Origin of the sequence: Micromonospora sp. NPDC049048, from assembly GCF_043197615.1 — a bacterium.
Lineage (GTDB): Bacteria > Actinomycetota > Actinomycetes > Mycobacteriales > Micromonosporaceae > Micromonospora.
Genome location: NZ_JBICTM010000004.1, coordinates 481,545 through 500,336, shown reverse-complemented (window position 1 = coordinate 500,336; position 18,792 = coordinate 481,545). Strand labels below are relative to the sequence as shown.

At 75.5% G+C, this 18,792-nt stretch carries 4 protein-coding genes and 1 pseudogene; all 5 read left to right on the top strand.

Going from position 1 to position 18,792, the window contains the following annotated elements; translation table 11 throughout:
- The first annotated feature begins 1 nt into the window (after window position 1).
- The gene (locus tag ACGFIG_RS16900; RefSeq protein WP_393003738.1) at window positions 2-9,496 is read left to right on the top strand and encodes a type I polyketide synthase; all 9,495 of its coding nucleotides are present in this window, start codon (window positions 2-4) and stop codon (window positions 9,494-9,496) included.
- Between the two features lie 25 nt (window positions 9,497-9,521).
- Window positions 9,522-15,005, top strand: a pseudogene (locus ACGFIG_RS16895) (type I polyketide synthase); the annotation flags it as partial.
- A gap of 87 nt (window positions 15,006-15,092) precedes the next feature.
- On the top strand, window positions 15,093-16,145 hold the full coding sequence (locus ACGFIG_RS16890) for an ABC transporter ATP-binding protein (RefSeq protein ID WP_393003736.1): 1,053 nt from the start codon (window positions 15,093-15,095) through the stop codon (window positions 16,143-16,145).
- Window positions 16,142-16,981 carry an ABC transporter permease gene (locus ACGFIG_RS16885; RefSeq protein ID WP_393003734.1) on the top strand — a complete coding sequence of 280 codons (840 nt, stop codon included), beginning with the start codon at window positions 16,142-16,144 and terminating at the stop codon, window positions 16,979-16,981. Before ACGFIG_RS16890 ends, ACGFIG_RS16885 begins: the two co-directional genes overlap by 4 nt.
- A gap of 345 nt (window positions 16,982-17,326) precedes the next feature.
- A complete protein-coding gene (locus tag ACGFIG_RS16880; protein WP_393003732.1) occupies window positions 17,327-18,739 on the top strand; it encodes a glycosyltransferase in 1,413 nt (470 codons plus the stop codon).
- Window positions 18,740-18,792 lie beyond the last annotated feature (53 nt).

Genomic DNA, 18,792 nt, shown 5'->3' with positions numbered 1-18,792 from the left:
GATGGCCAATGAAGACAAGCTCCGCGATTACCTCAAGCGGGTCATGGCTGATCTCCACGACACCCGCCGCCGACTCAGCGAGGCCCAGTCCCAGGAACTGGAGCCGGTGGCGATCGTGGCGATGAGCTGCCGGTTGCCGGGCGGGGTGCGCAACCCCGACGACCTGTGGGAGCTGTTGCGGGAGGGCCGGGACGCCGTCGCTCCCTTCCCCGACGACCGGGGCTGGGACCTGGAGCGCCTCTACCACCCCGACCCCGACCACCCGGGCACGTCGTACGCCCGGGAGGGCGGGTTCGTCGACGGGGCCGGGGACTTCGACTCCGCCTTCTTCGGCATCTCGCCCCGCGAGGCGCTGACCATGGACCCCCAGCAGCGGCTGCTGCTGGAGACGTCCTGGGAGGCGGTCGAGGCCGCCGGCATCGACCCGGCCTCGCTGCGCGGCAGCCGGACCGGGGTGTTCGTCGGCACCAACGGGCAGGACTACGGCACCCTGCTGATGATGTCGCCCGACGGCGACGAGGGGCACTCGATGACCGGGGGCGCGGCGGCCGTCGCGTCGGGCCGGGTGTCGTACGCCCTCGGGCTCGAAGGGCCGGCCGTCTCCATCGACACGGCCTGCTCGTCGTCGCTGGTGGCGCTGCACCTCGCCGTGCAGGCGCTGCGGGCGGGGGAGTGCGACCTGGCGCTGGCCGGCGGGGTGACCGTGATGGCCACCCCGGGCCTCTACATCGGATCCAGCCGGCAACGCGCCCTCTCCACGGACGGGCGGTGCCGGTCGTTCGCCGCCAGCGCCGACGGCGCCGGGTTCTCCGAGGGCGTCGGTTGGCTGCTGGTCGAGCGGCTGTCCGACGCCCGCCGCAACGGCCACCACGTCCTCGCGGTGGTACGCGGCACCGCCGTCAACCAGGACGGCGCGTCGAACGGGCTGACCGCGCCCAACGGGCCCGCGCAGCAGCGGGTCATCAGCCAGGCCCTCGCCTCCGCCCGGCTCGCCACCGCCGACGTCGACGTCGTGGAGGCGCACGGCACCGGCACCAAGCTGGGCGACCCGATCGAGGCGCAGGCACTCATCGCCACGTACGGGCAGGACCGGGGCGACGCCCCGCCGCTGCTGCTCGGCTCGGTGAAGTCGAACATCGGCCACGCCCAGGCCGCCGCCGGCGTGGCCGGCGTGATCAAGTTGGTGCTCGCCATCCGGCACGGCCTCGTCCCGGCGACGCTGCACGTCGACGCGCCGTCCCCGCACATCGACTGGACGGCCGGCGCGGTGGAACTGGCCACCGAGGCACGCCCGTGGCCCGAGACGGGCCGGGTACGGCGGGGCGCCGTCTCCTCGTTCGGCATCTCCGGCACCAACGCCCACGTGATCATCGAGCAGCCGGCGGAGCCGGCCGAGGCGCGCCCGATCGGCTCCGCCCCCGGCCTGGTCGCCGCCGCCGCGCTGCTCTGGCCGGTGTCGGCCCGGTCGAAGGGCGCCCTCGCCGGCCAGGCGGCCCGGCTCGCGGCCTTCCTGCGCGGGCGCGGCGAGATCGACGCGGCGGCGGTGGGCTGGTCCCTGGCGACCACCCGGTCGACGTTCGACCACCGCGCCGCCGTCGTCGGGTCGAGCACCGCCGAACTGCTGGCCGGGCTGGACGCGGTCGCTGCCGGCCTGCCGGCCGGAAACGTGGTCACCGGTGTGGCGTCGAGCCCCGGCGCGGGTCCGGTGTTCGTGTTCCCCGGTCAGGGCGCGCAGTCGGCGCGGATGGCCGCCGGGCTCGTCGGCCGTACGCCGGTGTTCGACGCGAAGTTGGCGGAGTGCCAGCGGGCCCTGGCGCCGTACCTGGACGTGGACCTCGTATCGGTGCTCACCGGGGACGACGAGTCGTGGTTGGAGCGGGTCGAGGTCGTGCAGCCCGTGCTGTGGGCCGTCGGCATCGCCCTCGCGGCCGTCTGGCAGCACGCCGGTGTCGTGCCGACCGCGGTGATCGGCCACTCGCAGGGCGAGATCGGCGCGGCGTGCGTCGCCGGGATCCTCAGCCTCGAGGACGCCGCGCGGACCGTGGCGCTGCGGTCGCGTGCCCTGGCGGTGCTGCGCGGTACGGGGACGATGGCGTCGATCGACCTGTCGGCCGACGCGGTCGGCGAGCGCCTGCCGGCGTTCCCGGGTGTCGGTGTCGCGGCGGTCAACGGTCCGTCCACCGTCGTGGTGTCCGGCCCGCCGCAGCACGTCGCCGACCTCGTGGCCGCCTGCCAGGCCGAGGGGGTCCGGGCGCGGCTGATCCCCGTGGACTACGCGTCCCACTCGCCGGCCGTGCAGGAGGTCGCCGAGCAGCTGCGGGCCGACCTCGCCGACGTCGCTCCGCAGGCCGGCCACACCCGCCTGGTCTCCACCCTGACCGGACAGTGGGCCGACCCGCTCACCATGGGCGCGGACTACTGGTACGACAACCTGCGGCAGACCGTGCTCTTCGACGGGGCCGTGCGGGTGGCGGTCGCCGCCGGGCACACCACGTTCGTCGAGATCAGCCCGCACCCGGTGCTGACGATGCCGGTCACGGCCATCCTCGACGACACCGGCGTCACCGGCCACACCCTGGGCAGCCTGCGCCGCGACGACGACGACGCGATCCGACTGCTGACCAACCTCGCCACCGCGCACGCCATCGGCCTGCCCGTCGACCTGGCGAAGGTCCTGCCCGCCGCGGCCACCGTCGACCTGCCCACGTACGCCTTCGACCACCACCGGTACTGGCCCGCGCCGCCGCTCTTCCTCGCCGCGCCCGACGCCGCGCCGGACATCGACCGGTGGCGCTACCGGGTCACCTGGCAGGCCGTGCCCGACCTGCCGCTGACCTGGCTCGCCGGCACCTGGCTGGTGCCGGTGCCCGCGGCGTTGGGCGACGACCCGCTGGTCATCGACGTGCTGTCGGCTCTCGGCAACTTCGGCGCGGACGTCGTACCCGTGCGGCTGGACGTCACCGACGACCCGGCGGCGCTGGCCGAACAGTTGGGCGCCGCGCTCGTCGGCCCCGACGGACCCGTCGCCGTGCTCTCGCTGCTGGGCCTGGACGAACGCGCGCACCCGGAGCACCCCGCGACCTCGCTGGCCGCCTCGGGCACCGCCCTGCTGGTGCAGGCGCTCGGGCTGCTCGGCGTCGAGGCGCCGCTGTGGTGCGCCACCCGGGGAGCCGTCGCGGCCTGTGCCGACGACCCGGCGCCGCGCCCCGTCGCCGCCTCCGTCTGGGGGCTCGGCCGCGCCGTCGCCCTGGAACACCCCGCCCGCTGGGGCGGCCTGCTCGACCTGCCGGACGTCCTCGACGCGCAGGCCGGCGCGCTGCTCTGCGCGGCCCTCGGCGCCAGCGGCGACGAGGACCCCTTCGGCGACGACGACGGCGCGGACCAGTCCGGCCGGGGCGAGGACCAGCTCGCCATCCGCGACTCCGGGGTCTTCGTGCGCCGGCTCGCCCGGATCACCGAACCCGAGCCGACCGGCTCCGGCGACGCGGACGACACCTGGCGGACGCGCGGCACCGTGCTGATCACCGGTGGCACCGGCGGGCTGGGCGGGCACCTGGCCCGCTGGGCGGCCCGCTCCGGCGCCGCGCACGTCCTGCTGGCCAGCCGGCGTGGCCCGGACGCCCCGGGGGCCGCCGAACTGGAGGCGGAGCTGACCGACCTCGGCGTACGGGTCACCGTGGCCCGCTGCGACGTCGCCGACCGGGCGCAGGTGGCCGACCTGCTCGCCGCCGTCCCCGGCGACGCCCCGGTGACCGCCGTGCTGCACACCGCCGCCGTCCTCGACGACGGGATCGTCGACACCGCCACGGCGCAGCGCCTGCACACCGTCGCCGCGCCCAAGTGCGCCGCCGCGCTGCACCTGGACGAGCTGACCCGGGACCTCGACCTGGACGCGTTCGTGCTCTTCTCCTCGGTCGCCGGCACCACCGGCAACGCCGGGCAGGGCGCGTACGGGGCCGCCAACGCCTTCCTCGACGCCCTCGCCGAGCGACGCCGGGCCGAGGGACTGCCCGCCCTCTCGGTGGCCTGGGGCGCCTGGCGCGGTGCCGGCCTGCCCGCCGACAACGAACGCGCCCAGGAGCGGCTGCGCCGGGGCGGCATGATCGGCATGGACCCGGAGCTGGCCGTCGAGGCCCTCGCCCGGGCGCTGCGGCGCGCCGAGACCACCACCGTCATCGCCGACATCGACTGGGCCCGCTTCGCCCCCGCGTTCACCCTGGTGCGGCCCAGCCCGCTGCTCGCCGACCTCGCCGAGGCGCACGAGGCGACGCAGCCCGCCCCGCAGGAGACCGCCGAGGAGGAGACGGACGTACCGTCGGCCCTGGCCCGGCGGCTCGCCGGGCTCGCCCCGGCGGAGCGCGCCGCGACGCTGCTGGAGCTGGTGCGGCAGTGCGCGGCGACCGCGCTCGGCTACGGGGCCGCCGACGACATCCCGGCCACCCAGCCCTTCCGCGACCTCGGCCTGGACTCGCTGACGGCCGTCGACATGCGCAACTTCCTGGCCGCCGCCACCGACCTGCGGCTGCCCGCGACGCTCGCCTTCGACTACCCGAACCCGACGGTGCTCGCCGCGCACCTCGACGAACTGCTCACCGGGATCGCCCCCGACGTGGCCGCCCCCGCCCCGGCCGCCGCGGCCGAGGACGACGACCCGATCGCCATCGTGGCGATGAGCTGCCGCCTGCCCGGCGGGGCGGACACCCCGGAGCAGCTGTGGCAGCTCCTCGCCGCCGGCGGCGACGCCATCGGCGAGTTCCCCACCGACCGGGGCTGGGACCTGGACCGGCTCTTCGACTCCGACCCGGAGAAGGAGGGCACCAGCTACGCCCGCGAGGGCGGCTTCGTCACCGGCGCCGCCGACTTCGACGCCGGCTTCTTCGGCATCAGCCCCCGCGAGGCCCTGGCCATGGACCCGCAGCAGCGGCTGCTGCTGGAGGCGTCCTGGGAGGCGATCGAGCGGGCCGGCATCGACCCGCACACGCTGCGCGGCAGCGCCACCGGCGTCTTCGTCGGCACCAACTACCAGGACTACCGCAACCTGATGTTCAGCGCCGAGGGCGCCGAGGGGCACCTGATGACCGGCAACGCCGGCAGCGTCCTCTCCGGTCGGGTGTCGTACACCCTCGGGCTGGAGGGCCCCGCCGTCTCGGTGGACACCGCCTGCTCGTCGTCGCTGGTCGCGCTGCACTGGGCCTGCCAGGCGCTGCGTCGCTCGGAGTGCTCGCTGGCTCTCGTCGGCGGCGTCACCGTCATGTCCACCCCCGGGGTGTTCGTCGGCTTCAGCCGGCAGCGGGGGCTCGCCCCCGACAGCCGGGTCAAGGCGTTCGCCTCCGCCGCCGACGGCACCAGCTGGGGCGAGGGCCTCGGCCTGCTGCTCGTCGAGCGGCTCTCCGACGCCCGCCGCAACGGCCACCCCGTGCTCGCGGTCATCCGCGGCAGCGCCGTCAACCAGGACGGCGCCTCCAACGGCCTCACCGCCCCGAACGGGCCGTCGCAGCAGCGGGTGATCCGGCAGGCGCTCGCCAACGCCGGCCTCACCCCGGCCGACGTGGACGCCGTCGAGGCGCACGGCACCGGCACGAAGCTCGGCGACCCGATCGAGGCCCAGGCGCTGCTCGCCACGTACGGCCGGGAACGGCCCGCCGAGCAGCCGCTCTGGCTCGGCTCGATCAAGTCCAACATCGGCCACACCCAGGCCGCCGCCGGCGTCGCCGGGATCATCAAGATGGTGCTGGCGCTGCGGCACGGCTACCTGCCGCAGACCCTGCACGTCGACGAGCCGACCGACCAGGTGGACTGGAGCGTCGGCGCGGTCGAGCTGCTCGGCGAGGGCCGCCCGTGGCCGGTCACCGACCATCCGCGCCGCGCCGCCGTCTCCTCGTTCGGGATCAGCGGCACCAACGCGCACACCATCCTGGAGCAGGCCCCGGAGCCGGCCGAGGTCGAGCAGCCGACGGGGGACCCGGCCCGGCTGCCGGTGGTGCCGGTGCTGCTGTCGGGTCGTACGGCGTCCGCGCTGGGCGCCCAGGCGCAGCGCTGGTCCGAGCAGCTCACCGGGCTGGAGGCCCCGCGTACGGTCGACGTCGGCTGGTCGTCGGCGGTCTCCCGGGCCACGCTGGAGCACCGGGCCGTCGTGCTGGCCACCGACCGGATCGCGCTGGGCGCCGGGCTGCGCGCCCTCGGCGCCGGCGAGGACTCGCCGCTGCTGGTCACCGGCGTGGCCGCGCCCCGGCCGAAGGTGGCGTACCTCTTCTCGGGCCAGGGGGCCCAGCGGGCCGGGATGGGACGCGAGCTGGCCGAGGCGTTCCCGGTCTTCGCCGCCGCCCTCGACGAGGCCTGCGCCGCCCTCGACGCGCACCTGCCCCGCCCGCTCAAGCCGCTGCTCTTCGCCGAGCCGGACACCCCCGAGGCCGGGGCGCTGGACCGCACCGAGTTCACCCAGCCGGCGCTGTTCGCGGTGGAGGTGGCGCTGTTCCGGCTGTTCGAGGCGTGGGGGGTCCGCCCCGACGCCGTCGCCGGGCACTCGATCGGCGAGTTCGCCGCCGCCCACGCCGCCGGCGTGCTCTCCCTGGCCGACGCCGCCGAGCTGGTCGCCGCCCGGGGCCGGCTGATGCAGGCGCTGCCAGCCGGCGGGGCGATGCTCGCCATCGCCGCCACCGAGGCCGAGGTGACCGCCGCGCTCGGTGACCGCGCCGACCGGGTCTCCGTCGCCGCCGTCAACGGTCCCGCCGCCGTCGTGGTGTCCGGGGCCGGCGACGCCGTCAAGGAGCTGGCCGCCGAGTGGACCGCCCGGGGCGTCCGGATCCGGCGTCTCACGGTCAGCCACGCGTTCCACAGCCCGCTGATGGACCCGGTGCTCGACGACCTCGCCGCCGTCGCCGGACGGCTGCGGTACGCGGCCCCGACCATCCCGATGATCTCCACCGTCACCGGCGCGCCGGTCGACGTGGCGGAGATCGGCACGCCGGAGTACTGGGTGCGTCACGCCCGCGAGGCCGTACGCTTCGCCGACGCCGTCGCGGCGCTGCGGGAACGCAACGTCACCGGCTACGTCGAGATCGGCCCGGACGGGGTGCTCACCGCCCTCACCCAGGCCGTGCTGGCCGAGGGCGCCCCGACCGGCGGCCGGACCCCACTGGTGGTCCCCGTCCTGCGCCGGGACCGTCCCGAGCCGACCACCCTGCTGCGGGCGCTCGCCGCGCTGCACACCCACGGCGTCTCCCCGGACTGGTCGGCCCTCTACGCCGGCACCGGCGCCCAGCGGGTCGAACTGCCCACCTACACGTTCGACCGGCAGCGCTACTGGCCGGAGCCGCCGCCCTGGGCCACCCTCGTGGCCTCCGACGAGGACACCGAGGTCGAGCGCCGCTTCTGGGCGGCGGTCGAGGCCGAGGACCTCGAGTCGCTGGCCCGCGACCTCGACGTGCACCGCGACCAGCCGTTCGGCACCGTCCTGCCCGCCCTGTCGGCGTGGCGCCGGCGCGGCCGGGAGCGGGCCCTGGTGGACGGCACCCGGTACCGGGCGGTCTGGGAACCCATGGCGGACGCCGCGCAGGAGCAGGATCCCGGCCGCTGGCTGGTCCTGCTGCCCGCCGACCGGGCCGACGACCCCGACCTGCACTCCTGCACCTGGGCCCTGGGCACCGAGGTGACCATCGTGCCGGTGGACACCGCCGCCGACCCCGACGAGCTGTGCGGAGGGTTCGCCGACGTGCTCACCGAGGCGCTCGGCGCGGGCGACGGACCGCTGTCGATCCTCTCCTTCCTGGGCCTGGACGACGCCCCGCACGCCGAGCATCCGGCGCTGCCGCGTGGCCTCGCCGCGACCGTGCACCTGCTCCAGCAGCTCGTCGACCTCGACGCGCCGGCCCGGCTCTGGTGCGTCACCCAGGGCGCCGTGGGCGTCGGCGACGACGACGTCCCGGCCAACCCCCGGCAGGCGATGCTGTGGGGCCTGGGCCGGGTGGCCGCGCTGGAGCAGCCCGCCCGCTGGGCCGGGCTGGTCGACCTGCCCACCGACCTCGAGCCCTGGACGGCGATGCGGCTCGGCGGCATCCTCACCGGCGGCGGTGTGGAGGACCAGCTCGCCGTCCGCGCGTCCGGGGTGCTGGTACGGCGGCTCGTCCCGGCCACCACCGCCGGGGAGCCCACGCCGTGGCAGCCCCGGGGCACGGTGCTGATCACCGGAGGCACCGGCGCGCTCGGCGGGCACGTGGCCCGCTGGGTGGCCGCCGAGGGCGCGGAACGGGTGGTGCTGACCAGCCGCCGGGGCACCGACACCCCGGGCGCCGCCGAGCTGCTCGCCGAGCTGACCGGCCTCGGCGTGGACTGCCGGGTCGCCCGGTGCGACGCCGCCGACCGGAGCGCGGTGGCCGAACTCCTGGCCGACCTCCGGCGGGAGGGACCGCCGCTGCGCGCGGTGGTGCACGCCGCCGGGGTCAGCGAGGTGGTGCCGCTGGCCGACACGACCCTGGAGGACCTGGCGTACGTCATCGCTCCGAAGCTGTCCGGCGCCGAACACCTCGACGAACTGCTCGACGACGCCGAGCTGGACGCGTTCGTGCTCTTCTCGTCCATCGCGGCGGTGTGGGGCAGTGGCGGGCAGGGCGCGTACGCGGCCGGCAACGCCTACCTGGACGCCCTCGCGGAGCGGCGACGTGGCCGGGGGCTGGCGGCCACCTCCGTCGCCTGGGGACCGTGGACCGAGTCGGGCATGTACACCGAGGGGGCGGCGGAGCAGCTGCGTCGCCGCGGCCTGCGGGTGATGCCGCCCGGCGTGGCGATGGCCGGGCTGCGGCACGCCCTGGCCGCCGGCGACACCTGCGTCACCGTCGCCGACGTCGACTGGGCCACCTTCCAGCCGCTGTTCACCTCGCTGCGGCCCAGCCCGCTGCTGGCCGACCTGCCGGCCGTACGCGAGCTGTCCGCCGCCCCCGCCGAGGTGCCGGACGCGTCGTCCGCGCCCGTCGCCCGGGACCTGCTCGCCGGGATGCGGGCGCTGCCCGCCGACGAGCGGCGGGCCGCGCTGCTGGAGATGGTGCGGGTCGACGCGGCCAAGGTGCTCGGCCACCCCTCCGCCGACGTGATCGAGACCGACCGGGGCTTCCTGGACCTCGGCTTCGACTCGCTCACCGCCGTGGAGCTGCGCAACCTGCTCACCGCGGCGACCGGGCACGACCTGCCCACCACGGTCGTCTTCGACTACCCGACCCCGGCCGGCCTCGCCGACCACCTGTACGAGGAGCTCTTCGCGGACGGCGTGGCCGGCGACGACGGCGACGAGGAGTCGGTCCGCCGGGCCCTCGCCGCGATCCCGCTCGACGAGCTGCGGGCGGCGGGCCTGCTCGACCAGCTGCTCCAGCTGGCCCGCACGAGCGCCGGTACGCCGGCCGTGGCGTCCGCCGCCCCGGCCACGTCGCCCGCGCCCGAGACCCAGATCAGCGAACTCGACGTCGCCGGCCTGGTCCGGATGGCCCTGGAAGGCTCCGACTCGTGACCCGGCTGGCCCTGAGGAGCCCCCGATGACTGTTTCCCTGGACCAGGTCGTCGGCGCGCTGCGCGCGTCCCTGCTCGACAACCAGAAGCTCAAGCAGCAGAACCAACAGCTCACCGCCGCGCTCAGCGAGCCGGTGGCGATCATCGGCATGAGCTGCCGGTTCCCGGGCGGCGTCGGGTCGCCGGAGCAGCTGTGGGACCTGGTGGCCGCCGGCACCGACGCCATGTCGGCGTTCCCCGACGACCGGGGCTGGAACCTGGGGGCGCTCTACGACCCCGATCCCGACCCCGACAGCCGGGGCACGTCGTACGTGCGGGAGGGCGGGTTCCTCTACTCCGCCGGGGACTTCGACCCCGCCTTCTTCGGCATCAGCCCCCGCGAGGCCCTCGCCATGGACCCGCAGCAGCGGCTGCTGCTGGAGACCGCCTGGGAGGCGTTCGAGCGGGCCGGCATCGACCCCACCACGCTGCGCGGCGCGCCCACGGGTGTGTACGCGGCCACCAGCAGCCAGGGCGACTACGCGGCGCTGCTCACCGGGGTGACCGGCGGCGTCGAGGGCTACCTCGGCACCGGCAGCGCCGCCGCCGTGGCCAGCGGCCGGATCTCGTACGCGCTGGGGCTGGAGGGCCCGGCGGTCACCGTGGACACCGCGTGCAGCTCGTCCCTGGTCGCGCTGCACCTCGCCTGCCAGGCGCTGCGGCTGGGCGAGTGCACGATGGCGCTGGTCGGCGGGGTGTCGGTGATGGCCACCCCGACCGTCTTCGTGGAGTTCTCCCGGCAGCGCGGCCTGTCCACCGACGGCCGGTGCAAGTCGTTCGCCGCCGCCGCCGACGGCACCGGCTGGTCCGAGGGGGCCGGCATGCTGCTGGTCGAGCGGCTCTCCGACGCCCGCCGCAACGGCCACCCGGTGCTCGCCGTGGTACGCGGCAGCGCCGTCAACCAGGACGGGGCGAGCAGCGGGCTGACCGCGCCGAACGGCCCGTCCCAGCGCCGGGTGATCCGGCAGGCGCTGACCAACGCGGGGTTGACCGCCGACCAGGTGGACGTCGTGGAGGCGCACGGCACCGGCACCACGCTGGGCGACCCGATCGAGGCGCAGGCGCTGCTGGCCACATACGGCAAGGAGCGGCCCGCCGAGCGTCCGTTGTGGCTCGGCTCGGTGAAGTCGAACATCGGCCACACCCAGGCGGCGGCGGGCGTCGCCGGGGTGATGAAGATGGTGCTGGCCATGCGGCACGGGGTGCTGCCGCCCACCCTGCACGTGGACGAGCCCACCCCGCACGTCGACTGGTCGGCCGGGGCGGTGTCCCTGCTGACCGGGGCGCAGCCGTGGCCGGAGACCGGTCAGCCGCGCCGGGCCGGGGTCTCCGCGTTCGGCATCAGCGGCACCAACGCGCACGTCATCATCGAGCAGGCCACCGCAGCGGACACCGACGACGCCCGGCCGGCCGGTACGCCCGCCCCGCCGGCGCCGTGGATCGTCTCCGCCCGGTCCGCGCCGGCGTTGGCCGGGCAGGCCCGGCGGTTGCTGGAGCACCTGGCCGACCAGCCTGACCTGGACCCCGCCGACGTGGCGTACTCGCTGGTCACCACCCGCGCGGCCCTGCCGCACCGGGCAGCGGTGATCGGCGGGGACCGCGACGCGCTGCTGGCCGGTCTGCGCGCGGTCGCCGAGGAGCGCACCTCCTCGGGCGTGGTACGCGGGGTGGCCCGCCCGGCCGGCAAGGTCGCGTTCCTCTTCACCGGCCAGGGCGCCCAGCGCCCCGGCATGGGCGCCGAGCTGTGCCGCCGGTTCCCGGTGTTCGCCGCCGCCTTCGACGAGGTGGCCGGGGAGCTGGACCGGCACCTGAGCCGCCCGCTGCGGGAGGTGGTCTTCGCCGAGCCCGACTCGCCCGAGGCGGAGCTGCTGGACCGCACCGAGTTCACCCAGCCGGCGCTGTTCGCCTACGAGGTCGCCGCGTACCGGCTGGTCACCGCCTGGGGGCTGCGCCCGCAGCACCTGCTCGGGCACTCGGTCGGCGAGCTGGCCGCGGCGCACGTCGCCGGGGTGCTGTCGCTGGCCGACGCGGCGACCCTGGTGGCCGCCCGGGCCCGGCTGATGCAGCAGCTGCCGCCCGGCGGGGCGATGCTGGCGGTACGGGCGTCCGAGGCCGAGGTGACGCCGCTGCTCGACGAGCGGGTGTCGCTGGCCGCCGTGAACGGTCCCCGGTCGGTGGTGCTCTCCGGCGACGAGGAGGCCGTGCTGGCGGCGGGTCGGCGGCTGGCCGCCGAGGGCCGGCGGTCCCGCCGGCTGCGGGTCAGCCACGCGTTCCACTCCGCCCGGATGGACGACATGCTGGCCGACTTCCGGGTCGTCGCGGAGAAGGTTACCTGGCATCCGCCGGCCGTGCCGATCGTCTCCGACCGGACCGGCGAGCCGCTCACCGCCGCCCAGGCCACCGATCCGGGCTACTGGGTCGAGCACGTCCGCGACACGGTCCGCTTCCACGCCGGCGTCGCCACCCTGGCCGCCGCGGGCGTGGCGACCTTCCTGGAACTCGGCCCCGACGGCGCGCTGACCGCGCTGGCCCGCGAGTGCCTGCCCGACGTGGAACCGGCGGCCTTCGTGCCGCTCGGCCGCCGGGACCAGCCGGAGCCGGCTACGCTGCTCGCCGCGCTGGCCGCCGTCGACCTGCGCGGCGCCGGGGTGGACTGGGCGGCGCTCTTCGCCGGCAGCGACGCCGCGCGCGTCGAGCTGCCCACCTACGCCTTCCACCACGAACGCTTCTGGCCGGACCCGCCCACCGTGGACCTCGTCCAGCCCGCCGCGACCGGCGAGGACGAGGAGTTCTGGGCGGCCGTGGCGCAGGGGCGACCGGACGCACTGGCCGCCGCGCTCGGCCTGCCCGCCGACCGGCAGGACGCATTGACCGAACTGCTGCCCGCCCTGGCGTCCTACCGGGACCGTCGGCGTCGCGGCTCGGAACTGGACGGGCTGCGCTACCGCGCCGACTGGGTCCGCGTCGACCCGCCCTCCGCCGGCACCGTGCCGGCCGGCCGGTGCCTGGTGGTGGCCGGGGTGGACACGGACGCCACGGCCGTGCTGGCCGCGCTGCGCGCCGAGGGCCTGGACCCGGTGCTGGTGAGCGTGGGCGACGACCCGGACGAGATCGCCCGGGTCCTGCCGACCGACGGCGCCCCGTCGGCCGTGGTCTCGCTGCTGGCGGCGGGGGTGCCGGTCGAGGCCACCGGGACGGCCGCGCTGGCCGGGACGGCCGCGCTCGTACGGGCACTCGGCGCCGCCGGGAGCGGCGCGCCGGTGTGGACCGTGACCCGGGGCGCGGTGGCCGTCGACGCGCACGACGCCGCGCCCGGCGTGGCCGGCGCGTACCTCTGGGGTCTGGGCCGGGTGCTGGCGCTGGAGCAGCCGCGCCTGTGGGGCGGACTGGTCGACCTGCCGGCGGAGCCGGACGACACCGCGCTCGCCGCGCTCGCCCGGATCGTCGCGTCCGGCGGCGACGAGGACCAGCTGGCGGTACGCCCCGGCGGGGTGTACGCACGCCGGCTCCGGCGTGCCCCGGCCGGCGCCGCCGACGTCGACTGGCGGCCCCGGGGAGCGGTCCTGGTGCACGGGTCCGCGCAGGTGCGTACCCCGCACCTGCTGCGGTGGCTCGCCGAGCGCGGCGCGACGCACCTCGTCCTCGTCGGCCCGGTGGCGGACGCCGACACGATCGGGGGGGACGTCACCGTCACCGCCGTCGACGACCTCGACGGGCTGCCCGAGGCGCTGGACCGGCTGGCCGCCGCCGGCACCGAGGTCCGTACCGTCCTGCACGTCGCCGACTCCGACGGGGCCGGCGACCCGGTCGCGGCGCTGGAGCCGCGCGACCTGGCCGACGCCGTGGCCGCCCGTACCGCCGCGGTGGAACTGCTCGACCGGGCCTGCGCCGACCGGCCGGTCGACGAGTTCGTCGTCTTCACCTCCACCGCCGCCGTCTGGGGCAGCGGGGGAGCGGCGGTCGCCGCCGCCGCAGGCGCCGGGCTGGAGGCGCTGGCCGCCGGCCGACGCGCCGCCGGCCGTCCGGCCACCGTCGTCGCCTGGGTGCCCTGGGCGGAGGAGGTCACCGACCCGGCACAGCTGCGCCGTCGGGGGGTCGATCCGCTCCCCGCCGAGCTGGCCGTGTCCGCGCTCCAGCAGGCCGTGGGGCGCGGCGACGACCAGCTCGCGGTCGCCGACCTCGACTGGGCCGCGTTCGTGCCGGCCTTCACCGCCGTACGGCCCAGCCCGCTGCTGCGCGGCGTGCCCGAGGCGGCGGTCGACGCCGACCGGGACGCCGCCGGCGGCGAGGCGACCGATCCGGCCCGGGCACTGCGTGAGCGGCTGGCCGGCGTGTCGGCCGGCGACCGGCACCGGATCCTGCTGGACCTGGTCCGGGCGCGCGTGGCCACCGTGCTCGGGCACGCCTCGCCGAACGCCGTCGAGGCCGACCGGGACTTCCTGGAACTCGGCTTCGACTCGCTGACCGCGCTGGAACTGCGGGACGCGCTGCGCCAGGAGACCGGGGCGGAGCTGTCGGCGACCCTGCTCTTCGACCACCCCACCCCTACGGCGCTGGCCCGTCACCTGCTCGGTCAGCTCCTCGGCGCGGACGCGGCCGGGGACGGCGCGAACGACGCCGGGGCACCCGCCGCGGAGAGTGCCGGCGGTGGTCTGCTCGGCGGGTTGTTCAACCAGCCGAAGGCGCGCGAGGACCCGGCCGGGTACGCCGAACTCCTGGTCAAGCTCGCCCAGTTCCGGCCCAGCTTCAGCGAACCGGCGCAGCTCACCCGCCCGGCCGGCATCCTGCGGCTGGCGGAGGGGAGCGCCAGGGCGCAGCTGGTGTGCTGCTGCACCATGTCGCTGCTCTCCGGCGCGCACGAGTACGCCCGACTCGCCGCCGGCTTCCGGGGCGTGCGCGACGTCTGGGCCCTGCCCAACCCCGGGTTCGGGGTGGGCGAGGAGCTGCCCGCCGATCTCGACGCGTTGCTGCGGGTGCACGCCGACACGGTGCTGCGCGCCGTCGGCGCCGGCCCGTTCGTGCTGGCCGGTCACTCGGGTGGCGCGATGGTGGCCAACCTGCTCGCCGGGGAGTTGGAACGCCAGGGCCGCTCGCCGGACGCGGTGGTGCTCATGGACACCTACCCGGCGAACAGCGAGGTGCTCGGCGGGTGGGTGCCGCAGCTGCTCGACGGGATGATCGACCGGGACACCGCGTACACGCCGATGGACGACTGGCGGACGACGGCGTGGGCGGGCTACCTGCCCCTGTTCCTGGACTGGCAGCCGACCGAGATGGCGGCGGCGACCCTGCTGGTACGGGCCAGCGAGCCGCTGGGGGAGTGGGACGGCGAACCGGACGGCTGGCGGTCGCGCTGGCCCTACCCGCACGAGGCGGTCGACGCGGCCGGTGACCACTTCAGCATGGTCGCCGACCGGGGACCGGAACTCGCCGGCACGGTCCAGCGCTGGCTGGCCGCGCGGGGCCTGTGACCGGTCCCGCCCCTGGCGTGCCCCTAGCGCCCCCTATCGGCACACGTACATCTATCGGACCGACGTTCCAGGACGGAGCATGACGACGTGGACGAGGCAGTGGTGGTCACGGAGCTGGTCAAGCGGTACCAGCCCAACATGCCACCGGCGGTGGACGGGCTGAGTTTCTCCGTCGCCGCCGGTGAGGTCTTCGGCCTGCTCGGGCCGAACGGTGCGGGCAAGACGACGACGATCGGGGTGCTGACCACACGGGTGCGGGCCACCTCGGGCCGGGCCCAGGTGTGTGGCGCGGACGTGATCGGCTCGCCCGCCGTCGCCCGGCAGTTGCTGGCGGTCGTACCGCAGCGGGTGAACCTGGACCGGGCGCTGACCGTCCGGCAGAACCTGCTGTTCCACGCGGCGTACCACCGCGTGCCCCGGGCGCAGCGCATCCGGCGGGCGGACGAGCTGCTGGACCAGATGGGGCTCAAGGACTTCGCGAACTCCCGCACCGACTTCCTGTCGGGCGGCCTCGCCCAGCGCACGATGATCGCCCGCGCGCTGATGCACTCGCCCCGGGTGCTCTTTCTCGACGAGCCGTCCTCCGGCCTCGACCCGCAGTCCCGGCTCTTCGTGCACGACCGGATCGCCGAGCTGAAGCGGGACGGGGTGACGGTGGTGGTCACCACGCACGACATGGACGAGGCGGAGAAGCTCTGCGACCGCGTCGGCATCGTCGACCACGGCAAGCTGCTCACGCTGGACACCCCGTCGGCGCTGACCCGGACGCTGCCGGGCAGCAGCACCCTGACCCTCGTGGTGACCCCCGGCGCCCCCGCCGAGGAGGTGCGGGCCGCGCTCGAGTCGATCCCGGACGTGGAGCAGGTGGAGCACTTCAAGGTGACGGCCCCGGCGCCCGCCGCCGCGCCGGCGTTTCCGGGCATGCCGGCGATGCCGATGCCCGCGCCGGCGCTCGACGCGCCCGCCGATCCGGGCGCCCCGCTCTCCTTCCGGCTGTACACCAGCGGCCAGCCGGCCAACGCCATCCCGATGGCGATGAAGATCCTCGCCGACCTGGGCTGCGAGGTTCGTGACCTCAACATCGGCCAGCCCAGCCTGGAAGATGTCTTCATCCACCTGACCGGAAGGGAACTTCGGTGAGCGTCGCCGCCCCCGCCCCCCCGTCCGCACCGTCGCCGGCCGCGGCACCGCCGCCGGTGCGCGCGCTGGACCAGTTCGCCACGTTCCGGGCGGTGCTCTCGCGGGACCTGTTCGTCACCGGTCGGGAACTGATCGGCTTCCTGCTCCAGGTCTTCATCCAGCCGCTGTTCATGCTGCTGATCTTCGGCAAGGTGCTCGGCGACCTGGGCTACGCCAGCGACGACTTCAGCAACGTGCTGCTGCCCGGCGTCATCGCGCTGAACGCCTTCCTGATCGGGCTGGAGAACACGGCGCTGCCGATGATGATGGACTTCTCCTTCACCCGGGAGATCGAGGACCGTCTCCTGTCACCCATGGCGATCCCGCTGGTGGCGCTGGAGAAGATCGTCTTCGGCGGCATCCGCGGCCTGATCGCCGGCGTGGTGCTCATTCCGGTCGGCATGCTCATGCTCGGTGTCACCTGGCCCGCTGCGGTCATCCTCAAGGTGATCGCGGTGCTGGCGATCGGCGCGCTGGTCGGTGCGGCGGTCGGCCTCGCCTTCGGCACGTTGGTGCCGACGCAGCACATCCAGATCATGTTCACCGTGGTGATGACCCCGATCATGTTCACCGGCGCGACCCAGTTCCCGCTGCTCGGCCTGGACTCGCTGCGCTGGTACCAGGTGGTCTGCTCGTTGAACCCGCTGACCTACATCAGCGAGGCGACCCGGTCGCTCGTCGGCCCGCCGGGCGTCGAGTCGCTGCCGCTCTGGCTGTGCATGTGCGTCCTCACCGGGGTCTTCGTGGTGTTCTCGGCGATCGGCATGCGTGGCTTCATGCGTCGCGCCATGGACTGACCGCCCCAGGATCCGATCCGCCGATGGCCCGAACCGCTCCCGCGGTTCGGGCCATCGGCGTGCGCCGTGAACGGGCAGGTCACCGCGTCGAAATAGCCGCGAAGGAAATTCATCTCACCGGTGGGCGTTTCGTGCCGACCGTGGCAGGCTGTATGGACGGCGAGGGATCATTCGTCCGGTTGCCCCGTGGCGGCAACCGTCTGATCGAAGCCTCCGTCGAACGTTGTCTCACGGCACACGTCGCATCCGACCCGCCGCCGACGAACGGCTCCCCGGACAGCCCGTCGGCGCGTACGTGACGGTCGGGCGCGCGGGTCGCCGCACAGGCGGAAGGAGTGGCGGACGGTGGACACCACCGGAGACGACCGCGGCCCAGCGGTGCTGGTCGTCACCTACAACAGCGCGGGGATGTTCAACCCGTTGCTCAGCATCGTGGGCGAGCTGAAGGCCCGCGGCGTCGGCAACGTCCACTTCGCCTCCACTGAGGACCGCCGGGCCGACGTCGAGGGGCTGCGCGGCCCGGGCCGGGTCACGTTCGTGTCGCTCGGGCCGCCCCGGCCGCAGTCGTCACCCGAGACCTGGGACGATGCGACGTACCGGCAGTTGACCACGAGCGACCGGGTCGCCAGCTTCGCGCGCTACCTCGACGTCAGCACCGACTACGACCACGTGCGGCAGCTCTACCAGCGCTGCCTGCGGGCGATCGACGAGATCGGACCGACGCTGGTGGTGGTGGACAGCCTCGCCAGCTGGGCGATGGACGCGGCGCAGACCCGTGGACTGCCCTTCGTGATCAGCGTCTCGCTGCCGCCGTCGAACTTCCTGCAGGAGCAGTTGCCGGTGCGCTACCCCGCCCCGTTCTCGGGACTGCCGCACCGGATGACGCCCCGGCAGCAGGCGGCCAACACCCGCTTCCGCAGCCGGCTCGTACGGGCGCTGATGGAGCCGGAGCGGTTGCGGCGTAGCCTCGCGGCCGTCGACAGCCGGAAGGCGGCCGGCATCCACAACGCGGAGATGCGCCCGGCGGGCTACGTCGAGGCCGCCGAGGTGCTCATGGCGTACACGGTCTTCGGCTTCGAGTACCCGTTCGCGACCGCCCCGGAGAAGCTGCGGATGCTCGGCCCCGTGGTGCCCCGGGAACTCCCGCCGGCCGACGGGGACGAGGAGCTGACCGGATGGCTCGACGAGCACCCCTCGGTGGTCTACGTCGGGTTCGGCACCATCATGCGCCTGTCGCAGGGGCAGGTGGACGCGATCGTCGAGGTCGCCGAGCGGCTCGGGCCCGAGCACGCCGTGCTGTGGAAGGTGCCCGCGCGCCAGCAGCACCTCCTTCCGCCGCCGCGGCGGCTGCCGGGCAACCTGCGGGTGGAGGCGTGGCTGCCGTCGCAGCACCGGGTGCTGGCCCACCCGCACGTGCGGGTCTTCTTCAACCACGGCGCCGCCAACGCCATCCACGAGGCCGTCCACTTCGCCGTACCGCAGCTGGTGATGCCGTTCTGGCTGGACTGCCCCGACGGCGCGGTGCGCGCGGTCGACAGCGGGGTGGCGCTCTGCGTCGAGCGGACCGACGCGCTCGACGTCGAGGACGTCCTCGCCAAGCTCGGGCGGCTGCTGGGTGAGGAGACGTTCCGGGCGCGGGCGCAGCTGTGGAGCCGGCGGATGCGGCAGGCCGGCGGGGTCACCGCCGCCGCCGATCTCGTGCTGCGGCACCGCGACGAGGCGGCGGCCCGGCGTGGCGTCGGGCTGGTCGTCGGTTGAACCGCAGGCCGCCGTACGCGCCGACGGGGCGCGGGGCCTTCGCCACCGCGCCC

Coding starts and splice junctions, on each gene's coding strand:
- ACGFIG_RS16900 (WP_393003738.1), top strand. CDS start 2: ATGGCCAATGAAGACAAGCTCCGCGATTACCTCAAGCGGGTCATGGCT.